Origin of the sequence: Caldalkalibacillus salinus (assembly GCF_016745835.1) — a bacterium.
In the GTDB taxonomy this organism is placed as follows: domain Bacteria; phylum Bacillota; class Bacilli; order Caldalkalibacillales; family JCM-10596; genus Caldalkalibacillus_A; species Caldalkalibacillus_A salinus.
The window spans coordinates 1-14,716 of the sequence record NZ_JAERVL010000032.1 but is presented as its reverse complement, the minus strand read 5'-3'; the positions used below and the strand labels follow the sequence as shown (position 1 = coordinate 14,716).

Here is a 14,716-nt window from a genome sequence, read left to right as displayed (position 1 = left end):
CGACTTGTCATCCTGGTCCATTTTTTATCTCCAATCATCCTGCTTATCGATTCTGCTCATGTATGTATGGCGGAGGAAGAGGGATTCGAACCCCCGCGGGCTTTGACACCCCTGTCGGTTTTCAAGACCGATCCCTTCAGCCAGACTTGGGTATTCCTCCATATTTGCTACCGAAAAATATAATAGCACAGGTTCCAAATATAAATCAAGCTTTATCTCCTATCTTTTGTTCCCTTTTATTTGATCTAAAAAAGACACCCCTAACTTAACGAACGAGGTGCCTTTCCATTTCGCCCCCACAAAGTATTAAGATTGCTTTACGTGGTGCATGTTTAACGCTTGCTCATAAAGTGTCTTTATTTCCTAGAGCGTGGGTCTAGCGCGTCTCTTAATCCATCTCCGATAAAATTAATGGCTAATACCGTCATAAAAATAGCGATAGCCGGTGGCAGCCATATGTTAGGATGGTTTTGTATAATACGTGGAGACGTCGCATCTGTAATCATATTGCCCCATGTTGGCGTGGGTTGTGGAATGCCAAATCCCAAAAAGCTCAAACCAGACTCGACAATAATCATTGTGGCCATGGCTAACGTGGCGTTAACAATGATCGGCCCCATAGCGTTTGGTAGAAGATGGCGAAAAATCATTCTCGCATCAGAACAGCCAATCGCACGGGCACTCAGAATGAATTCCTGCTCTCTTAATTGCAAATACGTGCCCCTTATAATCCTCGTTATTGCAGGCCAAGCGGTTAAGGCGATGACCGCAACAAATATCATAATATTAATATCTTGTAATATAGCCACAACCGTAAGGACAAACAACAGAAAAGGAAAATTGAGCATAATATCTGTAAACCGCATGATCAAACCATCTACTTTTCCACCGTAGTAGCCGGATAGGGAACCAAGTACAATCCCAATTAACACTGTGAAAAACATGGCAAAGTAGCCAATAGTCAAAGACACCCTTGACCCATGAACTAACCGAGCAAAAACGTCTCTCCCCGACGAATCTGTACCTAAGATATGTTCACCCCCAAAGCCTTCCATTGGGGCTTCTATATTATATAAGTCTGATTCGGTTGGGTCTGTGCCTTGGTCAATCACATCTGCGAATACGGCAATGAAGAGAATAAAAGCAAGCATGAAGACACCGGCTACAGCTAACTTATTTTTCTTAAAGCGCCGATACGCTAATGCCCATGGCCCTAGGCTGTTTTTTTGTTGATTAGCTTCAACCGCACTCTCTGTTGTAGGCTGTTTTTCAAGTTCCATCTATCTCCCCTCCTGGACATTAATCATAACGAATGCGTGGGTCGACCACCGCGTAAAATATATCGGCCAATAAGTTACCCAGTAGTAGGGCGATAGCGGTGATGATATTAATGGCCATAATGACCGGATAATCACGGTTAACAACGGATTCTATAAATAATTGTCCCAGGCCAGGCCATGAAAATACAGCTTCAGTTATGACAGCGCCACTAAGCAATTGCCCGAATTCAAATCCTAATAGCGTAATAATCGGAATAAGAGCGTTTCTTAGCGTGTGTTTATAAAGAACACTCTGTTCACTTAGTCCTTTAGCATGCGCAGTACGCACAAAATCTCGCCCCATCACTTCTAACATCTCAGAGCGCATGTAGCGCATGTATGTTGCCGTACTTGCTAAACCCAGAGTGAATGCGGGTAATATGACATGTTTCAAACGATCAATTAAGGATTCAAATCCTTCTAAATTCTGCCCGTGGGTCGCTGTGCCTTGTGCCGGAAGCCAGCCTAATTGGAAAGCAAAAAGATAAATGACTAAAATACCGGCAATAAAGTTCGGCGTTGCTAATCCGACGAAAGCGCCCGTAGTACCCACATAGTCAACTAATGAGTATGGCTTTCTTGCAGACATGACCCCTAGCGGTATGGCAATCAGAATGGTAATGACAGATGATACAACTGACAGAAACACAGTATTCCATATTCTTTCCCCTATCACACGGTCAACAGGCACATTTCTAGATTGAGATATCCCAAAGTTACCTTGGAGTACGTTTCCTAACCAGGAGATATATTGTTGATGTGGGGGTTGATCTAGTCCATACAGCGCTTTCTGTCTGTCCAACGCTTCTTGTGATACGTTCGGGTCAGGCTCCCCGGACATGGCATCACCTGGCGCCATTTTCACCAGTGTGAACACAATCACAGTGATGATAAAGAGCATAGGAATCATGAGCAGTAAGCGTCTGATGATGAATTTATGCATGTCCATCACTCCATTTCAGTAAAAAGTGGGGCGTGTGAGGGGCAATACCTCCACCCTCATACACGCCCCATGCTGGCTTTAAAAATGCCTGGTCTCACTCTCTTAATCCAAGCGTTTATTCAACAAGATACCACTTATGGATGTCACGGTAGATGTGATCCGGTCCTTCAACAACACCTTCAATGTTGCTATTGTAGGCAAATATAGCATTAGATGTGTACAGGAATGCCATCGGTACTTGCTCGTTGACGTACGCCGCCCACTCTCTGTACTTCTCCTTACGGTACTCTTCGTCAAATGCTTCTGGTGCTGTAACGGCATCGTCGAGTAGCTGTTGGGAATGCTCATCATTCCAACGCGTATAGTTATAAGAAGCCGTTATGTCCCATATGCCCTTCGGATCCGGATCTGTTGTGGCTAGACCCCAACCTGAAAGATATAAGTCCATGCCTTCTTCATCCGTACGAATCGCTTCAAAATGACTCCCAGCTTCACGAGGAGAACGCAAATCAATGTTAAGCCCTACAGCTTCTAGATGTTCCTGAATAATAGGGGCAGACATCTCACGGACCCTGTCTCCTGTCGGATAGTCTAAACGAAGGACAAGCTCCTCACCATTTGGATCTTCTAGATAGCCATCTCCGGTCACATCTTCATAACCGGCTGAAGCTAGTAACTCTTGCGCTCTCTCCTGGTCATGCGGGTATTCGTTGACCACGGTATCATCATAGGCCCACGATGCTGGCGGGAATGGAGCATTAATCACTTCCCCATGTCCATCTAATAACCCCTCTACGATACCTTGACGGTCAATAGCGTACATAATCGCTTGACGAAGTTCTAATGATTGTAGTTTCTCATTTGGGATCCAGTTATCAGGATCATGAACATTGTTTTCGACGTCTTCCTCTGTTCGGTGATGCAGTTTAAACCCTAAATGCTGATAGCCCAAATCTGGTGTTTCATGTACAGTCACACCGTCAATACCCGCTACCTGATCATAGTCAGATGCACGGACCCCTTGAGGCGTCGTAATCACATCAATATCTCCACTGTCCAACATACCAGCCGCTACATCTTGGTTGACGACCGTCCACACCACACTATCAAGATTAGGTGCGCCTTGCCAGTATTGCTCATGGCGCTCTAGCGTATAATATTGACCCGCAGTATAATCTGATGTGGCCTTAAATGGCCCTGTTCCGATAAGCTTATCAAAGTCTAATGTTTCAGGTGCAGTTGCCAAATCAGCCACATCGTACTGACCGTAAATATGCTTCGGTATTATATCAAAGCTTGCATCTCTTAAGGCCATGACGTTAGGCTCGTTAAAGTGGAATTTTATATGATGATCATCAACAATTTCTACTCCTTCAAATTCATCCACTTCTCCTGAGTTAAAGGCTTCATAGCCGACCATACCCTCCACGAAGTAACTTCTGACACCTGTATAGTCCGGATGTGCCATCACATCATATGTATATTTGACATCTTCAGCCGTAAATGGTTCACCGTCATGCCATTGGACATCTTCACGTAACACCATGACCAAGGTTTGGTGATCATCTTCATAGTACCAGTCTCTTGCTAAATTAGGTTCAAATCCCAGGTTCTTGTCAAGTTTTACTAGCCCTTCAAAAATAAATTCAAACACGTTGGCTTCATAAGCATCTTCATACAACACAGGGTTAAACACCCCGTTCGGTGCTGAGAACATGGAGAATGTTACACTACCGCCATCTACCTTTTCTCCAGTCCCTTCTTGCTCATCACTGGTTTCACTGGTTTCATTGCTACATGCAACTAAAGCAGTCCCTAGTGACAATATTAAAACTAGCAACAACAGCATACTTTTTGTCAACTTCAATCTGCGAACCCCCTTATGTTCTTCAATGGATATTATAAAACCTGATAGCCATAATCAGATGATATAAACGATAAACATACTCCTTCCTGCAACGGTTAAAAAGACTCTGTATGATGTAAATGACAAGCCACGTAATGTCCATCCCCCATATGTGTCCATGAAGGAACGACTTCCGCACATTTGGCGTGAGCTTCAGGACAACGGGTCCGAAACACACAGCCTGATGGTGGATTTGACGGGCTAGGTAAGTCGCCTTTTAATATGACACGCTCCCGCTTTGCCTTTGGATCAGGTTTCGGAACAGCGGATAACAGGGCCTGGCTGTATGGGTGTAGTGGCTTAGCATACAATGACTGCTTCGGGCCCATTTCCATCAGCTTGCCCAGATACATCACACCCACCCGATCACTGAAGTGCTTGACCACACTGAGGTCATGGGCAATAAATAAGTAAGTGAGGTCAAATTCTTCTTGTAAGTCAGCCATGAGATTTAACACCTGTGATTGGACGGATACGTCTAAAGCCGATACAGGTTCATCAGCAATAATAAGGTCTGGAGAAATAGATAGAGCACGCGCAATGCCAATCCGTTGTCTTTGCCCACCTGAAAACTCATGCGGATACTTCTGCATCGCAGCCGCCGGTAACCCAACCGTATCTAGTAATTTAACTGCTCTTTGCCGTCTTTCTTGGTGGGTGTACATATGGTGTACATACATGGGCTCTGTCAATAACTCACCAATGGTCATACGCTGGTTTAAGGACGCATACGGGTCTTGGAATACCATTTGTAAATCACGTCTGTGTTTTCTCATTTGTCGCTGAGAAAGCTGAGATATGTTTTGACCTTTAAAAAAAATTTCACCTTCGGTAGGGTCTAGTAATCGCATGATTGTGCGGCCCAGCGTTGATTTTCCGGATCCCGACTCTCCGACGATACCGAGCGTCTCTCCTTTATAAATATCAAAAGAAATATCGTCCACTGCCTTCACATGACCGATCGTCCGTTTTAAGAGACCGCCTTTAATAGGGAAATATTTTTTTAAACCTTGGACTTTTAATAATTTATCTTGTGTAGCTTGTGATTGGTCAGAGACTGGTGTCTGCTCTGCTGTCGCTTGTTCAATTGTCATCCTCTAGTCTCCTCCTGACCCTTGTATAAAACGCAACGCACTTTATGCTCTGGCTCCACTTCAATGAGCGTTGTGGGCTCCTGTGTACATTCTGGCATAGCTTGGCTACAGCGTGATGCAAATCTACAACCCCGTGGAAAGTTATGCGCAGGTGGGACTGTTCCAGGGATTTGGTCTAAACGCTTCCGTTCCTCTTCCATCCTTGGGATACTATTCAACAACCCTATCGTATAGGGATGCAGGGGATGCTCGAATAAGGCCTCGACAGCCGCCTCTTCTACGACTTGTCCACCGTACATCACGATGACCCGATCCGCCATCTCTGCCACCACACCTAAATCATGGGTGATCAGTAATATGGACGCTTGATGCTCCTCTTTTACAGAGTGTAACAGATCCAAAATTTGAGCTTGCACAGTCACATCAAGTGCTGTTGTTGGTTCGTCCGCTATAATAAGCTGCGGTTTACATGACAAAGCCATAGCAATCATCGCCCTCTGACGCATCCCACCAGATAATTGGTGTGGATACTCATGTACCGTTTCCTCTGCACGCGGAAAACCAACCATTTTTAATAAGTCATTTGCTCGTTCATACGCTTTTTGTTTATGTAAACCTTCATGACGTATGACAGCTTCGGCAATTTGATTTCCGATCGTAAATACAGGGTTCAAAGAGGTCATGGGTTCTTGGAAAATCATCGCTATATCGTTCCCTCTCACACGGGTCATCTGTTTTTCTGAGAACTGAAGAATATCTTGACCATCAAAGGTGATAGATCCTTCTACCACTTTCCCAGGTGGCTCAGGAATTAATCTCATGACGGATAAAGATGTCACACTCTTACCTGAGCCTGACTCTCCAACAATGGCAACCGTCTCTCCTTTGTTAACGTGAAAAGTCACGCCATCGACAGCTTTTGCAACTTTATCTTCTGTATAAAAGTATGTTTTCAAATCTTTCACTTCTAGCAATCTATCGGGTGCCATTTTATCACCTCAGTTGTAAGTTCCTTGACGCTATAAACGACCTCTAACCCGTTAAAAGTTTGTCTATGTAAGTATTTTCAGACATTTATATGTATAGCTATTTATACTAAACACTCCATGACTTTCAGTGACAACACTTCATGACATTGGATGATAGGTTGGTTATGCACATATTTATATCATATAGATCGTTCACTGCTCTTTGCACATGCATCATAATAATACTCGTGTCGATGATCGTGCAGTGTAATGTATATGTTCATGACGTTAATATGAAAGAGATAAAGAGGAGAGGGTCTTTTGTCGAAACTTGTTAATTTTTGGTCTATTTTGCACTCGAAATATACAAGTGTATTTTACAGAGACAAAGTATTCCTGTCAATGCATATCTTTTTATCATATTAAAGAAAATACCGAGGGTAACGGTGTCCCGACCGTTCAGCCTCGGTATATTTATCAATAATATGGTTTATTTATAAGTTGTCCTACCATGGACCTCCCGTCATGAAACAAGTAACACACCATGTGTACACGTTTGGTATGTCTAAAACTGTCCACTATGATAGATAGTCCTTACCTCTAAAGTATGGTTTGAGCACTTCAGGTATTCTTACTCTGCCATCCGCCTCTTGGTAATTCTCCAGTATAGCAGCGACCGTACGCCCGATCGCTAAACCTGACCCGTTTAACGTATGGACGAATTCAGGCTTAGCCTTCTTTTCACGTCGAAAACGTATATTCGCTCTTCTAGCCTGGAAATCTTCAAAGTTACTACAAGATGAGATTTCTCGATAGGTGCCATAGCTTGGTAGCCATACTTCAATGTCGTATTTTTTGGCTGCAGTAAAGCCAAGGTCTCCCGTGCACATACGCATCACACGATACGGTAGTTCTAGCAGTTGTAGCATTTTTTCTGCATGAGAGGTGAGTTTTTCAAGTGCCTCATAAGAATCCTCTGGTTTTTCAAATCTAACCAGCTCAACTTTATTAAATTGATGTTGGCGTATCAGCCCTCTCGTATCACGTCCTGCAGATCCTGCTTCTGAACGGAAACATGCACTATAGGCGACGTAACCTTGTGGAAGTTGTTCAACATTTAATATGTCGTCTCTGTGGTAATTTGTAACCGGGACCTCAGCGGTGGGAATAAGGAAGTAGTCTGTCTCATCCACCTTAAATGCGTCTTCTGCAAACTTAGGAAGTTGCCCCGTTCCTGTCATGCTGTCCCTGTTGGCCATAAATGGTGGTAGCATTTCTTCATAGCCGTGCTCTTCGGTATGGTAATCTAACATGAAATTAGCCAGTGCGCGCTCTAACTTCGCTCCGGCACCTTTTTGAAAAACAAATCGCGTTCCTGTTACTTTTCCAGCCGCTTCTACATCTAAAATCGCTAAGTCGTCAGCTATATCCCAGTGTGGTTTGGGTTCAAAGTCAAACTGAGGGACGTCCCCCCACGTTCTATGTACGACATTATCATCCTCTGTTTCTCCGACCGGCACACTATCATGAGGTACATTCGGGATACGCAGGAGAATGTTTTTGATGTCTTCATCGATTTGTCTAAGGCCTTCATCCAGTTCCTTAATACGGTCATTGACCTCTTTCATTTCCTTAATCAGATGGTCAGCATCTTTTTTTTCTTTCTTTAACTGGCCGACTTCTTGTGAAACGGTGTTACGTCGTCCCTTTAAATCTTCGACCTCTTGGATTAAGGCTCTCCTTTTCTCATCAAGTTGTGGAAAGCGGTCAAGGTCGGAGATATCTTCACCACGGTGCTGTAGCTTCTCTTTCACTTCATCGAACTCGTGACGTAAACGTTTGATGTCCAGCACGTTATCACTCCTTTTTACTAGTATAGACGTATCGAAAGAAAATCCCTCATCTCTATATAAGAGACGAGAGATTCATGGAAAGGTTAGTTTTGTTTTTAATACAGGCCTTTTTTTAGGTCAATATGCTCAAAAAATGCTATCAAAGATGTTACCACCATTCGCTATACTGCTTGGCCTACATATTGCTTCACCATGTCAACAAAATAGGCGTGCAAACGCTCGTCATCCGTTAGTTCAGGGTGGAAGGATGCAACCAGGTATTGATGCTGGCGTGCAGCAACAATATGGCCATCGTGGACGGATAGCACTTCTGCATCTTCACCAACTTCAGTAATGAGAGGGGCGCGTATAAATACGGCTCTAAAGTCCTCCGCTACCCCTTGAATCTCAAGGTCCGTTTCGAAGCTTTCACGTTGGCGTCCAAAGGCATTCCTTTGAACTTGGATGTCCATAAGACCTAAGTGATTGTCAGGTTGTCCTGCAATATGCTTGGCTAAAATAATGAGCCCTGCACATGTGCCAAATAAGGGAAAGTCTTTTTCTGCTAATGCTTTTAATGGTTCCAAAAATCCGTATTGACGCATGAGCTTTCCAATCGTTGTGCTTTCTCCCCCAGGCACAACAAGTCCTGAAATGTCGTCTAGTTGTTCTGCTTTTTTGACAGCGATTGCTTCACAGCCTGTTTTTTCGATCATACGGATGTGTTCAGCAACCGCTCCCTGTAGGGCTAATACTCCTATTTTCACTTTACAATTTCCTTCCTTACCAGCCGCGCTCTTGCATACGCTCTGACGCAGCTAGGTTAGAAATCTCGATGCCTTTCATCGCTGTCCCTAAATCTTTGGACAGTTGTCCAATCAGCTCATAATCCTCGTAGTGAGTCGTGGCTTCAACGATCGATTTTGCGAATTTCTCAGGGTTATCTGATTTGAAGATACCAGATCCAACGAAAACCCCGTCTGAACCTAAATGCATCATCAAAGCAGCGTCAGCAGGTGTTGCCACACCACCAGCTGCAAAGTTTACAACAGGGAGCTTACCGTTTTCGTGCACGTATTTTAGTAAGTCATAAGGCGCGCCAAGTTCTTTCGCTTCTGTCATTAACTCATCGAGGGATATATTTTGCACCTTACGAATTTGGGATTGAATCATACGCATATGTCTAACGGCCTCGACAATATTGCCTGTACCGGGTTCTCCCTTGGTACGTAGCATAGACGCCCCCTCACCTATACGGCGCAATGCTTCGCCTAGATCACGGGATCCACACACGAATGGCACTGTAAATTCATTCTTGTTAATATGAAAGACTTCGTCTGCGGGCGTTAATACTTCACTTTCATCAATGTAATCGACGCCTAGCGCTTCGAGAACCTTAGCCTCAACAAAGTGTCCAATTCTAGCCTTCGCCATAACTGGAATGGAAACGGCGTTAACGACTTCTTCCACCACCGTTGGGTCGGCCATACGAGCCACGCCACCGGCAGCACGAATGTCAGCTGGCACTCTCTCAAGAGCCATTACAGCAACTGCACCAGCAGCTTCTGCGATTTTTGCTTGTTCTGCGTTGATAACGTCCATGATGACGCCGCCTTTTTGCATTTCTGCCATACCGCGTTTAACACGAGTTGTTCCTAAATCTGCCATTTTTTGTCCTCCCTATCTCTATCCATAGTTACATTTTATCTCAAACCAATAGCTGTCAATTTCCCGTTATAACGGTATTGTACTATACGCTTGTGGAAAGTACAAACTTAGTCTTTACGTTTGTGGTCATCTTTCTTCGGCCATTTATACAGGAACTTTCTAAACATGAAGAATCCTCCGACCATAATCAGCAAAGCTAACACGGTCGGAATGATCACGAGTAAGTATTGTAGATATACAGGTAATTGTTGTTCCGCCATATGACCTCACCACCTTTATGAAAACCATCCTTTGATACCTTCAACGGCACTCCCCCAAACACCGCCTAAGAAGCCTGTCAGTGAACGGAAGGTGAGACGAATCCAACCTGCTTCCTCTACTCCGTGCTGAGCGACAAGTGCCACTTTCTCAGCTTCATCTGACTGGATAAATGTATCAGGTCGTTCGCCATCATATTGAAGGCGCACATGTCCGACAATCTCTCCTTCTTCCACAGGGGCTAATATATTGCCTTCCTCATCAAGGTGTTCATTATCTTCTTCATAGACGACAGAGTATAAATCAGCTTCATCTTTATGTACAACTGTTCTGATGTCGCTGTCTAGCTCAACATATACCTCTGTTTCTTTTCCTTTTGCTACGGGGAGCGTTTCCGTTCCTTCGATAATATCACCAGCGCTGGCTAAATCTTTGAACTCAAAAAAATTAAAACCGTAGTCTAATAATTTAGATGTTTCTCGGAAACGATCATCCCTCGTATCTGCGCCCATAACAACTGAGATTAATCTCATACCATCACGCTCAGCCGTTCCTGTAAAACAGTTACCTGCTGCACTTGTATAGCCTGTCTTTAAGCCATCAATACCAGGATATGAATGCGCCCGAGCTTCAGCCTGCGGATTACCAGGTAGCATCCAATTCCAGTTGATCATGTGTATGGTATTGCCGTTATTGTGTACAAAGTCCCCTTCAGGAATTGAGGAGAATCTTAACACTTCAGGGTAATCATTAAGCAAGGCACGTGCCAGTATCGCTGTATCCCTAGCTGACATCAAGTTCTCATCAGCTTGAGTACCTGAAGGCATGTTGTCACCTAGCATGTCATTCGGTAGACCACTCGCGTTGACAAAATGCGCATTCGTCATTCCTAGTTCTTCTGCTTTATCATTCATGAGTTGAACGAACTGTGCTTCGGACCCGGCAACAGCTTCTGCCAAGGCCACTGTCGCATCATTACCAGAGTATACGGCCATAGCGGTGTATAATTGCTCTATGGTATGCTCGTCTCCTGCATTTAAAAACACGACAGAAGACGTCGGTAATGTTCCATGAAAGTAAGCCTCATTACTGATTGTAACGGTTGTGTCCCAATCGAGGTCACCGTTACTAATGGCTTCGAGGACAAGATATTCCGTCATCATTTTACTCATACTTGCTGACGGTAATGGCTCGTCTAGGTTCTTGTCAAAAAGAATCTTCCCAGTTTCAGCTTCAATAAGTATAGCTGACTCAACTTCAACATCTGGCCCTGTATTCGCCTCTACGCTTGGACTACTAAGCATGGTCAAGGCATTAAACATTAGGGCCATGACGACAAAAATAATGGTTTGTTTATTAAGTTTTCTCAATGCTGTTTGCACCCCCATATGCTCTTCGCTTGCATTTCCTCTCCTTAAAGCTATTTTGATTTTATCATAGCTACATAGACAAAAAAAGACAGGAAAAGTTTCCTGCCTTTTTTCTGACCCTAATGTGGACGTATCTTTTTAAAAATACCATGTAAAAACTTTACTTGTTGCATCAGGGTTATGATGCAGAAAGACATGTCAGAGTATTTTTTGTTTCTTTTGTTGCTCTTGTCCACTTAAGCGAAGCCCATCATCTTTTTCTTACATGGAATAGTTTGGTGCTTCCTTTGTAATTTGAACGTCATGTGGGTGTGACTCCCGTAGCCCTGCATTCGATATCTTAATAAATTTACCGTACTGGTGTAAATCATCTATGGTTGGTGTGCCACAATAACCCATCCCTGCGCGTAAGCCTCCCATGAGTTGATGAAGGGTGTCTCCTAAAGGCCCTTTATAAGGGGTGCGTCCCTCTATCCCCTCCGGTACTAACTTTTGCTCATTTTCCTGGAAGTAACGATCTTTACTTCCTGCCTTCATGGCTCCTAAAGAACCCATACCTCTATAAACTTTAAAACGGCGACCTTGATACAATTCCAGCTCACCTGGACTTTCTTCTACGCCAGCGAGTAAGCTTCCAAGCATGACGGCGTGGGCACCTGCAGCGAGGGCCTTTGTAATTTCACCAGAGTACTTTATCCCTCCATCCGCTATAATGGGGACGTTGTACTCCTTGGCTACCGTTGCACAATCATAAACGGCAGTGATCTGTGGGACGCCAATGCCTGCTACGACTCTAGTGGTGCATATAGAGCCTGGCCCAATACCGACTTTAACAATGTTGGCACCGGCCTCAATTAGATCACGCGTAGCATCACCTGTTGCCACGTTTCCGGCAATGATATTTAAATCAGGGTAATTTTGTCGTACTTCACGGACCATGTCAAGGACACCTTGGGAATGGCCATGCGCCGTATCAATGACGATTACATCAACGCCAGCGTTAACCAATGCTTCTATTCTTGTTTCTGTATCAGCGGATACGCCAACCGCAGCACCAACTATAAGCCTTCCTTTGCTATCTTTCGCTGCTTGTGGGAATTCTATTGCCTTCTCTATATCCTTGATGGTGATAAGCCCTTTTAACGTATAGCTATCGTCTACAAGCGGCAGTTTTTCAATTTTGTGCCGCTGTAGAATGTACTCGGCTTCCTCTAAAGTTGTTCCTACAGGTGCTGTAATAAGATTTTGGCTCGTCATGACTTCTTTGATTTGTATAGAATAGTCGTGCACAAATCTAAGGTCACGATTCGTAATGATGCCAACAAGTTTGTGATTCTCATCAACAACTGGCACACCTGAAATTCGGTATTTCCCCATTAAGTGCTCAGCATCAAACACTTGGTGCTCAGGAGTAAGAGAGAAAGGGTTTGTAATGACGCCACTTTCAGATCTTTTGACCCGATCCACTTTTTCCGCTTGTTCTTCAATCTCCATATTCTTGTGTATAATCCCTAAGCCACCATGTCTGGCCATTGCAATGGCCATTTTTGCTTCAGTTACTGTATCCATCCCTGCACTTAGGACGGGTGTGTTTAGGACGAGTGTATTGCTTAGCTTGGTCCTTAATTGCACGTCTCGTGGAAGCACTTCAGACTTGGCGGGGATTAAGAGCACATCGTCAAATGTTAAACCTTCTTTTGCAAATTTTTCTTCCCACATTACACCTTTTCCTTTCCTGTATAGTCATCGTCATTTATATAATGCATTAGGCGTTAAAATATTATTGAAAGTTTATCAAAAGGCAAAATTTACGTCAAGACAGCAAAAATAAGTCAGACAGTTTTATCACAATATATAAGAGATACTCTTTTCGTCTTTGCAGCAAAGGTGGGAATACGATGGAACAGAAATGGATCGCAACAGAGGATGTTTTTGAAAAGATGTGGGGCATGTTTCTTTATTTTCAGAATGAGGCAACGGCTAAGGAATTGCTATATTATTCCTATGTACATCTCGATGAGGGAGATTTAAAAATTCAGGATAAAGATGAAGCATCAATTGAAGATGAGGCATCTAAAATGGCGACGTTAAATACGAATAAATTTATATATTTCCTTAAGCAAGGTGTGGCCTATTTGCAATCCGCCCGCAATAGTGAATTCATTGTACGGCCCTTACTTCAATATTATGGCATGACCAGTTTAATGAAAGCTCTTATTCTAAAACACGATCCTTATTATCCTAGAAAAACATCCGTTTTACAGCATGGCATTACCACCCGTAAAAAGAAAAAAAGCCATTATCGTTTTACTGAAGATGAAATTAAAGTTCAAAAGCATGGGTTACTTCCTTTATTTTCACAGGTGGTCACACGTGATCCGCTTCCATTGCATAGTAAGCATACTGTTATAGACCTAATCGCGACCATCCCAGAGTTGCGTGACAGTTATTACTTATTATACAAAGAACTTACCCTTTTACCAATCAGCCTCAAACAAATAAACTCATCTACATGGGAAGTTGCTTTTGACCAAAGCGATGCAGGGGAAGTCCCTCCTTTTAACCAATTGTTATCGCTTTTTAGTCTTGGCTTTCAAGAAGGAGATAGCATTTTATCTACAGATGAGAAAAATGCTTCCTTTACTTTCTTTTGTCATCAAGTAGGCGAACAACACTCACACAAACAAATCTTTTTTGACATGAAAGGCAATGCATATTTCTTTTTAAGACACCCTTTAACTGTGACTGATGAAATCGCTATTTTTAACATGCTCTCATACCTCTTGGGAATGCTATGTCGTTATGATACAGAACTATGGGGAGAGCTCATTTTTTCTTTCGGTTCCGATGAGGTTTATCTTATACACGAGTTACTTCAAGTTTGCTTGAGAAAGTTCCCTAATCTGGTATTGAACTTACTGTATAACCAAAGAATTTGTTTTTACCATAATTAGATGGTGTGCTATGGAGCTAAAGCTCCTAGTCACGCCATCATACCCCTTTCGGGCATCAGGTCGTGCTATGGAGCTAAAGCTCCTAGTCACGCCATCACTCGACAGGCTTAACGGTCGTGTTCGGTATGCACCCATAGGGCATAGGTCTCGCATCGTTCGGCTTCGCCTCCGTGTCTCGCCATAGGAACGCGTGCTTCTCCTACTTCTTTTACTTCCACAAGGACGGGGTGGATTCGGCATTACCACAGGACGTGCTGAATTTAACCGAACCTCTTTAACTTTTAACCAAACAAAAAAGACTCTTTTCTCAATCAAAAAAAAGACACCTTTCGGTGTCTCCTCTTTTTGTACCTCTCGGTACAATCTGCCTGGCAACGTCCTACTCTCCCAGAGGTAAAACCCCA

The 14,716-nt window shown here is 43.5% G+C and carries 12 protein-coding genes and 1 tRNA gene; 1 reads left to right on the top strand and 12 read right to left on the bottom strand.

Annotation, left to right across the window (positions count from 1 at the left end; all coding sequences use genetic code 11):
- Positions 1-67: 67 nt before the first annotated feature.
- The 12 genes from JKM87_RS16150 to guaB all read right to left on the bottom strand — a co-directional run bounded on the left by JKM87_RS16150 (position 68) and on the right by guaB (position 13,077).
- A tRNA-Ser gene (locus JKM87_RS16150) sits at positions 68-160 on the bottom strand.
- 196 nt (positions 161-356) lie between these two features.
- A complete protein-coding gene (gene opp4C / locus JKM87_RS16145; protein ID WP_202081412.1) occupies positions 357-1,280 on the bottom strand; it encodes an oligopeptide ABC transporter permease in 924 nt (307 codons plus the stop codon).
- 19 nt (positions 1,281-1,299) lie between these two features.
- The gene (locus tag JKM87_RS16140) at positions 1,300-2,262 is read right to left on the bottom strand and encodes an ABC transporter permease (protein ID WP_202081411.1); all 963 of its coding nucleotides are present in this window, start codon (positions 2,260-2,262) and stop codon (positions 1,300-1,302) included.
- Positions 2,263-2,377: 115 nt separating this feature from the next.
- Positions 2,378-4,129, bottom strand: a complete 1,752-nt coding sequence (locus JKM87_RS16135; protein ID WP_202081410.1) for an ABC transporter substrate-binding protein — start codon at positions 4,127-4,129, stop codon at positions 2,378-2,380.
- A 95-nt stretch (positions 4,130-4,224) separates the two neighbouring features.
- Positions 4,225-5,262, bottom strand: coding sequence for an ABC transporter ATP-binding protein (locus JKM87_RS16130; protein WP_202081409.1), 1,038 nt, complete (start codon positions 5,260-5,262; stop codon positions 4,225-4,227).
- Positions 5,259-6,251: an ABC transporter ATP-binding protein gene (locus JKM87_RS16125; protein WP_202081408.1), complete on the bottom strand. Its 993-nt coding sequence runs from the start codon at positions 6,249-6,251 to the stop codon at positions 5,259-5,261. The genes JKM87_RS16130 and JKM87_RS16125 overlap by 4 nt, the downstream gene beginning before the upstream one ends.
- 557 nt (positions 6,252-6,808) lie before the next feature.
- Positions 6,809-8,083 (bottom strand): serine--tRNA ligase, encoded by a 1,275-nt coding sequence (serS, locus tag JKM87_RS16120; RefSeq protein WP_202081407.1) that lies wholly within the window; start codon positions 8,081-8,083, stop codon positions 6,809-6,811.
- A 161-nt stretch (positions 8,084-8,244) separates the two neighbouring features.
- Positions 8,245-8,829, bottom strand: a complete 585-nt coding sequence (gene pdxT / locus JKM87_RS16115) for a pyridoxal 5'-phosphate synthase glutaminase subunit PdxT (RefSeq protein WP_202081406.1) — start codon at positions 8,827-8,829, stop codon at positions 8,245-8,247.
- A 16-nt stretch (positions 8,830-8,845) separates the two neighbouring features.
- The gene (gene pdxS, locus JKM87_RS16110) at positions 8,846-9,730 is read right to left on the bottom strand and encodes a pyridoxal 5'-phosphate synthase lyase subunit PdxS (protein WP_202081405.1); all 885 of its coding nucleotides are present in this window, start codon (positions 9,728-9,730) and stop codon (positions 8,846-8,848) included.
- A gap of 107 nt (positions 9,731-9,837) precedes the next feature.
- Positions 9,838-9,990, bottom strand: coding sequence for a DUF2621 family protein (locus JKM87_RS16105; RefSeq protein WP_202081404.1), 153 nt, complete (start codon positions 9,988-9,990; stop codon positions 9,838-9,840).
- Between the two features lie 15 nt (positions 9,991-10,005).
- Positions 10,006-11,376, bottom strand: coding sequence for a D-alanyl-D-alanine carboxypeptidase family protein (locus JKM87_RS16100; protein ID WP_202081403.1), 1,371 nt, complete (start codon positions 11,374-11,376; stop codon positions 10,006-10,008).
- Positions 11,377-11,619: 243 nt separating this feature from the next.
- Positions 11,620-13,077: an IMP dehydrogenase gene (guaB, locus tag JKM87_RS16095; RefSeq protein ID WP_202081402.1), complete on the bottom strand. Its 1,458-nt coding sequence runs from the start codon at positions 13,075-13,077 to the stop codon at positions 11,620-11,622.
- A 179-nt stretch (positions 13,078-13,256) separates the two neighbouring features.
- On the opposite strand from guaB, the gene JKM87_RS16090 reads away from it, so the two are divergent.
- Positions 13,257-14,312 carry a YaaC family protein gene (locus JKM87_RS16090; RefSeq protein ID WP_202081401.1) on the top strand — a complete coding sequence of 352 codons (1,056 nt, stop codon included), beginning with the start codon at positions 13,257-13,259 and terminating at the stop codon, positions 14,310-14,312.
- The last annotated feature ends 404 nt before the right edge of the window (positions 14,313-14,716 follow it).

Excerpts from the sequence above, each read along its gene's own strand:
- opp4C (WP_202081412.1), bottom strand. The coding sequence starts at position 1,280 with ATGGAACTTGAAAAACAGCCTACAACAGAGAGTGCGGTTGAAGCTAAT.
- JKM87_RS16140 (WP_202081411.1), bottom strand. The coding sequence starts at position 2,262 with ATGCATAAATTCATCATCAGACGCTTACTGCTCATGATTCCTATGCTC.
- JKM87_RS16130 (WP_202081409.1), bottom strand. The coding sequence starts at position 5,262 with ATGACAATTGAACAAGCGACAGCAGAGCAGACACCAGTCTCTGACCAA.
- JKM87_RS16125 (WP_202081408.1), bottom strand. The coding sequence starts at position 6,251 with ATGGCACCCGATAGATTGCTAGAAGTGAAAGATTTGAAAACATACTTT.
- pdxS (WP_202081405.1), bottom strand. The coding sequence starts at position 9,730 with ATGGCAGATTTAGGAACAACTCGTGTTAAACGCGGTATGGCAGAAATG.
- JKM87_RS16105 (WP_202081404.1), bottom strand. The coding sequence starts at position 9,990 with ATGGCGGAACAACAATTACCTGTATATCTACAATACTTACTCGTGATC.
- JKM87_RS16100 (WP_202081403.1), bottom strand. The coding sequence starts at position 11,376 with ATGGGGGTGCAAACAGCATTGAGAAAACTTAATAAACAAACCATTATT.
- guaB (WP_202081402.1), bottom strand. The coding sequence starts at position 13,077 with ATGTGGGAAGAAAAATTTGCAAAAGAAGGTTTAACATTTGACGATGTG.
- JKM87_RS16090 (WP_202081401.1), top strand. The coding sequence starts at position 13,257 with ATGGAACAGAAATGGATCGCAACAGAGGATGTTTTTGAAAAGATGTGG.